The following is a 5,579-nucleotide window of genomic DNA, read 5'->3' as shown; positions in this document are numbered from 1 at the left end:
AGGGCTTGAAAGCAGCATGATCAGCGAAATTCTTATAGAAGAATCAGTGATTGGATGGAAGGAGTATGAGCTGGAGGTGATGAGGGACAAAAAGGATAATGTTGTGATTATATGCTCTATTGAAAACTTTGACCCCATGGGCATACATACAGGTGACAGCATTACAGTTGCTCCTGCACAGACACTTACCGATAAAGAGTATCATCATATGAGAGATGCAGCTATTCGTATAATAAGGGAGATAGGTGTTGAAACGGGTGGTTCAAATATACAGTTTGCTATCAATCAGGATGATGGAAGGATGGTAGTGATAGAAATGAATCCAAGGGTATCGAGGAGTTCGGCCCTCGCATCGAAGGCTACTGGTTTCCCTATCGCAAAAATAGCTGCAAAGCTTGCAATAGGATATACACTCGACGAAATACCGAATGATATAACGAAAAAAACCCCGGCATCTTTTGAACCAACTATTGACTATTGTGTGGTGAAGATACCAAGGTTTACGTTTGAGAAATTTAAGGGGGCTGATGAAACACTGACCGTTTCCATGAAGTCGGTCGGGGAGGTAATGGCAATCGGAAGAACATTCAAGGAAGCATTACAAAAGGGATTCAGGTCCCTCGAGACAGGATGTTATGGAATTACAAATGATAAACTTCCTGGTATCAATAGTGCTGAGTATATAAGACAGAAACTCATAATACCCAATAAGGACAGGGTATTTTACATACGTCATGCCCTGAGGGCAGGATTTGATATAGATGAGATTTACAACCTTACAGGCATCGATAGGTGGTTTCTGAAAAATATAGAAGAGATTGTGGAGTGTGAAAGGGAGCTCGAAATCTATAAAAAGGATTTACCAATATTTGCCGATTCTCAAAATGGTCTTCCTGAAAGACTGATTGGGCAGGCGAAAAAATTTGGGTTTTCTGATAAACAGATTGGAAATATCCTCGGGCAGGATGAGGTTGAGATAAGGGCATGGAGGTTAGGGAAGGATATAAAAAGTGTATTCAAACTTGTGGATACATGTGCTGCAGAATTTGAGGCTTATACACCATATTACTACTCGACATATGAACTTGAGGATGAATCGAGGGGTTCAGATAGGAAAAAGATTATGATATTGGGAGGTGGACCAAACAGAATAGGGCAGGGCATAGAGTTTGACTACTGTTGCGTCCATGCTGCCTTTGCACTGAAAGAGCTTGGCTATGAAACTATAATGGTCAATAGCAACCCTGAAACAGTAAGCACAGACTATGATACTTCAGACAAATTGTACTTTGAACCCCTTACCTTTGAAAATGTGCTGGATATCGTAGAGAGGGAAAATCCTGACGGCGTGATTGTACAGTTTGGCGGCCAGACGCCACTAAACCTTGCGTTGTCACTAAAGGATGCAGGGGTGAACATCATAGGAACTGCCCCTGAAAACATAGATATTGCGGAGGATAGGGATAAGTTTAAAACCCTGCTGAAGAAGCTTAACCTTACACAACCCGAGAATGGCATAGCCATATCATTTGAAGAGGCGAGGGAGGTTGCAGGCGTGATAGGCTATCCTGTTGTTGTCAGGCCGTCATATGTGCTTGGTGGCAGGGCGATGGAGATCGTATACACCGAGATCGACCTTGAATCCTTTATGGAAAAGGCAGCTGAGGCTTCTCCTGAGCGCCCTATTTTAATAGATAAATTTCTTGAGGATGCCATAGAGATTGATGTGGATGCTGTTGTGGATGGAGAGAGGTGTGTGGTTGCAGGTATCATGGAACATATAGAAGAAGCAGGAATTCATTCAGGGGATAGTGCGTGTACATTACCTCCCTATTCACTTGATGATAAGATTATAGAGAAGATAAAGTTCTATACCTATAAACTTGCAATGGAACTTAATGTGATAGGTCTCATAAATATCCAGTATGCTGTAAAAAATGATGTTGTGTATGTGCTGGAGGTAAACCCGAGGGCAAGTAGAACTGTCCCGTTCGTGAGTAAAGCAACGGGTGTCCAGTGGGCAAAGGTAGCTGCAAAATTGATGGTTGGCATGAAATTGAAAGACCTTGGTATAGAGAAAGAGGTTGAAATAAAACATGTAGCAGTGAAAGAATCTGTTTTCCCCTTCAACAGATTTCCCGGGGTGGATACCATCTTGGGTCCCGAAATGAAGTCCACCGGTGAAGTAATGGGTATTGATTTCAATTTTGGTATGGCCTTTTTAAAATCCCAACTGGGTGCCGGTCAGAACCTTCCTTTTAAAGGGAATGTCTTTTTAAGTGTAAAAAATAAGGATAAGAGGAACATTGTTTTTATTGCCAAGAAGTTATCTGACCTTGGTTTTAAAATATATGCAACAAGAGGCACTGGAAAGGTACTTGTCAACAATGGCATAGAGGTGAAATTTGTAAACAAGGTTTCTGAAGGGAGACCCCATATCGTTGATATGATAAAAAATGGCGAGATTCACTTGATAATCAATACACCAAGCGGAAGAAACCCGAAGATGGACGAGGTACTTATTAGAGCTACTGCAGTTCAATATAAAATTCCTTACACGACTACTTTGTCTGGTTCACAGGCAGTAGTGAATGCCATAGAGAGCATGAGGAAAGGAGGCCTTCGAGTCAAGGCCTTGCAGGATTATTATCTGTAAATGCAGGGTATAGGATATCCTTTATCTTTCTCTTTACAATCTTATCCTTGTCTTTTGAGAAGCTGGCCTTTATATAGACAGTTTTTTGAAATACCTTTTCTACCTGCCCCTCCATCTCCTTTTTTGCGAATGTAAATTTTACCTTATCCCCTTTTTTCATCCTGTCCTCCAGTATGGGCAGTACCCTCTTTCTTCGCTTCTGTTTTTGTTTCTGTTTTCACTTCTGCCTTCGCTTCTGTTTTTTCTTCTTCTTTTACTGCATGCTTTCCACCGTTTCCGCCGTGCCCCACAGAGTCAATTGGTTTTTTATAGTCAGTTACATACCATCCGGTGCCCTTCAGATGGAAAGAGCATTGGGAGATTAATTTGTGTAGGGTACCATTGCATATACGACATGTCTTTAAAGGTTCATCCCCTATTTTTTGGAATATTTCAAACATCTTTCCGCAATTTTTACACCTGTACTCGTATATGGGCATTTTATTTCTCCTGTAAATACCTGCTGATATAAAGAATATAATCCTTCTTCTCTGGATTCGTCAAGATTAATTTGTGAAAATGGGTACTTAATAAAACGGATAGTGCAGGGATAACCTGTTGTTATTCCTTACCAAAATGTGAAGCAGGATGTAGATTTGAAAACATTGCTTTAACCATATGCCTTTTCACCTTCATTGTTGGTGTCATCTCGCCGGTTTCAACAGAAAACTCTCTATCCATAATGTATAGGCGATGCAGGTGTTCAAAATCAGAAAACCCATTAGTCAACCTGTATATTTCATGCTTTATAAACCTTATAATCTCCTTATTGTCTGCAATTCCTTTAACATCACTTAAAGGGGTATCGATTTTTTGCTCTTTTGCCAGTGTGTGCAGTCTTTTAAAATCAGGGACAACAACAGCAGAGACCCTCCCATTTTCATCTCCAAAAAGAACAGCTTCAGAAATATAAGGACTTTCTTTCAGCCTCGCTTCAACGGGTTGAGGTGCTACCTTTTGTCCGTTTGCAAGAACTATTATATCCTTTTTTCTGTCTGTTATTTTTAAGAAACCATCACTATCAATCTCACCAACATCGCCTGTATGGAACCATCCATCCGGATCTATTGCACTTAATGTCTCATCTGGTTTATTGTAATAACACTTCATTACATTTTGACCTTTCACGAGTATCTCACCATCTTCTGCTATCCTCACATCAACATCCTTCAGGGGTTTGCCTACAGTTCCAAATTTTATCCATTTTGGACGATTCACAGAAATAACAGGTGAAGTCTCTGTTAAACCATAACCTTCAAGTACTGTTATGCCCAGGTTATAGAAAAACTGGGCAATCTCTTTCTTTAGTGCTGCGCCACCAGAGATAAAAAAGATTAATCTACCAAGCCCCATTGCTATACGTATATTCTTAAATATAATCCTGTTCAAAATGTTCCACGTAATACTGTTACGGTTTCTGTCGATGGATAGAGCGAACCTGAGAAATATTTTTTTTAGGGTTTTTTCTTTATCTATCGCCTCTAAGAGCCCTTCATTAAATAGCTCAAGAACCCTTGGAACAACACACATATAATGGGGTTTAACCTCTCTTATAATATCTCTGAGATTGAGAAGATTTTCGACATACACTCCCGTTGTTCCGCATGAGAGGGTGAGGTAATGTTCAACAAGGCGGCCAAACACATGGCTTAGTGGAAGAACTGATAGCATAATCTCACCGGGTTTGAAGACAAGAACATCTTTGCATGAGCTTACATTAGAGATAAAGTTATAATGTGTAAGAACTGCACCCTTCTGTTCTCCTGTTGTGCCGGATGTATAGATGATACTTGCGGGTTCGTCAGGTTCTATATCCATCCAGAGCTTATCGAAACTGGTATTGTCAAGGGGCAAGGAGCTACCCATCCCGAGGAATGTTTCAAAATCCAGTATTCCATCTGTAGGTTCAGATACAGATCCCATCATTATTACACGAAGATTGTCGAAGTTCCTTTTTGAACGTTTTAGCTTTTCGAGGTGTTTGGTATCCTGAACAAATATATACCCTGCACCTGAATCTGATAAGATATATTCCATCTGTTCAGGGGGGAGGGTCGTGTATATTGCGACATTGATGGCGCCTATATGGATTATTGCCATATCAATCAGGGCCCATTCAATACAGTTCTCCGATAGAATTGCAACCCTATCACCCTTTCTTACACCGAGAGATAAAAGGCCCCTTGAAATCTCATATATTTTTCCCCAAGCCTCTCTGAAATTTATCGCTCTATAATGGCCATTTTTCTTCTGTAAAAAACAGGGTACTTCTGGATATTTTTTAAGGCTTTCCTGAAACATCCATATAAGTGTATCTTTCATTGTGTCCCACTATTATAGCAGAACCTTAAAGAGATTGTCTGGTTTAATTGTAATTTTCTGCTTCTCTACCTCTTTGCACCACTGGTCGGCTATTAAGCTGTTTTTGTGGGATGCAGGAAAAAGATTGGAATAATTTACTTGACAAACAATCTGACGTTTCTTATAAACAAACTTGATAAAAAGGGGGAATAAACTCGGAGAAGATCGGACACCGATCTGATAGCTTTAGGAGGTTCTCGGGGATACATTTCACGAAATATTGATAAGAGTAATAACAACAGTACTATAAAAGAAATTGTTCTATGCTTTCCTATACTTCTATAAACATATCCGGGTAGACTTATAAAAAAAAGGAGGGATAATGGAAAGGATATATGGCATTTTTCTCAGGGTGACTAAAGTCCTTAATATCATTGGGGGTACAGCTCTTACCTTGATGATGTTTTTGACCGTCGCCGATGTCCTCATGCGAGCCGGTGGTCACCCCATTTTAGGTACTTACGAAATGGTGGCATTATCGCTGGCGATTGTGATTGGTTTTAGTATCCCCAAGGTCTCATTG

General features: G+C 40.2%; 5 protein-coding genes. 2 read left to right on the top strand and 3 right to left on the bottom strand.

Annotated elements, in window-relative coordinates; all coding sequences use genetic code 11:
- On the top strand, positions 1-2,656 hold a 2,656-nt coding region (carB, locus tag NTU69_08735), incomplete at its 5' end, for a carbamoyl-phosphate synthase large subunit (protein MCX5803597.1).
- On the opposite strand, the gene NTU69_08730 is transcribed toward carB, so the two are convergent.
- From NTU69_08730 to NTU69_08720, 3 genes are all read right to left on the bottom strand, one after another.
- Positions 2,628-2,816, bottom strand: coding sequence for a hypothetical protein (locus NTU69_08730; GenBank protein ID MCX5803596.1), 189 nt, complete (start codon positions 2,814-2,816; stop codon positions 2,628-2,630). The two genes, carB and NTU69_08730, sit on opposite strands and share 29 nt — an antisense overlap.
- Positions 2,800-3,135, bottom strand: a complete 336-nt coding sequence (locus NTU69_08725; protein MCX5803595.1) for a zinc ribbon domain-containing protein — start codon at positions 3,133-3,135, stop codon at positions 2,800-2,802. Before NTU69_08725 ends, NTU69_08730 begins: the two co-directional genes overlap by 17 nt.
- Before the next feature lie 121 nt (positions 3,136-3,256).
- Positions 3,257-5,017: a long-chain fatty acid--CoA ligase gene (locus NTU69_08720; protein ID MCX5803594.1), complete on the bottom strand. Its 1,761-nt coding sequence runs from the start codon at positions 5,015-5,017 to the stop codon at positions 3,257-3,259.
- Positions 5,018-5,378: 361 nt separating this feature from the next.
- Between NTU69_08720 and NTU69_08715 the strand changes: the two genes are divergently transcribed.
- A partial coding sequence (locus NTU69_08715) for a TRAP transporter small permease (protein MCX5803593.1) occupies positions 5,379-5,579 on the top strand: 201 nt, incomplete at its 3' end.

The sequence above is a fragment of the Pseudomonadota bacterium genome (genome assembly GCA_026388215.1).
Classification (GTDB): Bacteria; Desulfobacterota; Syntrophorhabdia; order Syntrophorhabdales; family Syntrophorhabdaceae; genus JAPLKF01.
The sequence above is the reverse complement of the archived record's forward strand: the minus strand, read 5'-3'. Positions and strand labels throughout refer to the sequence as shown.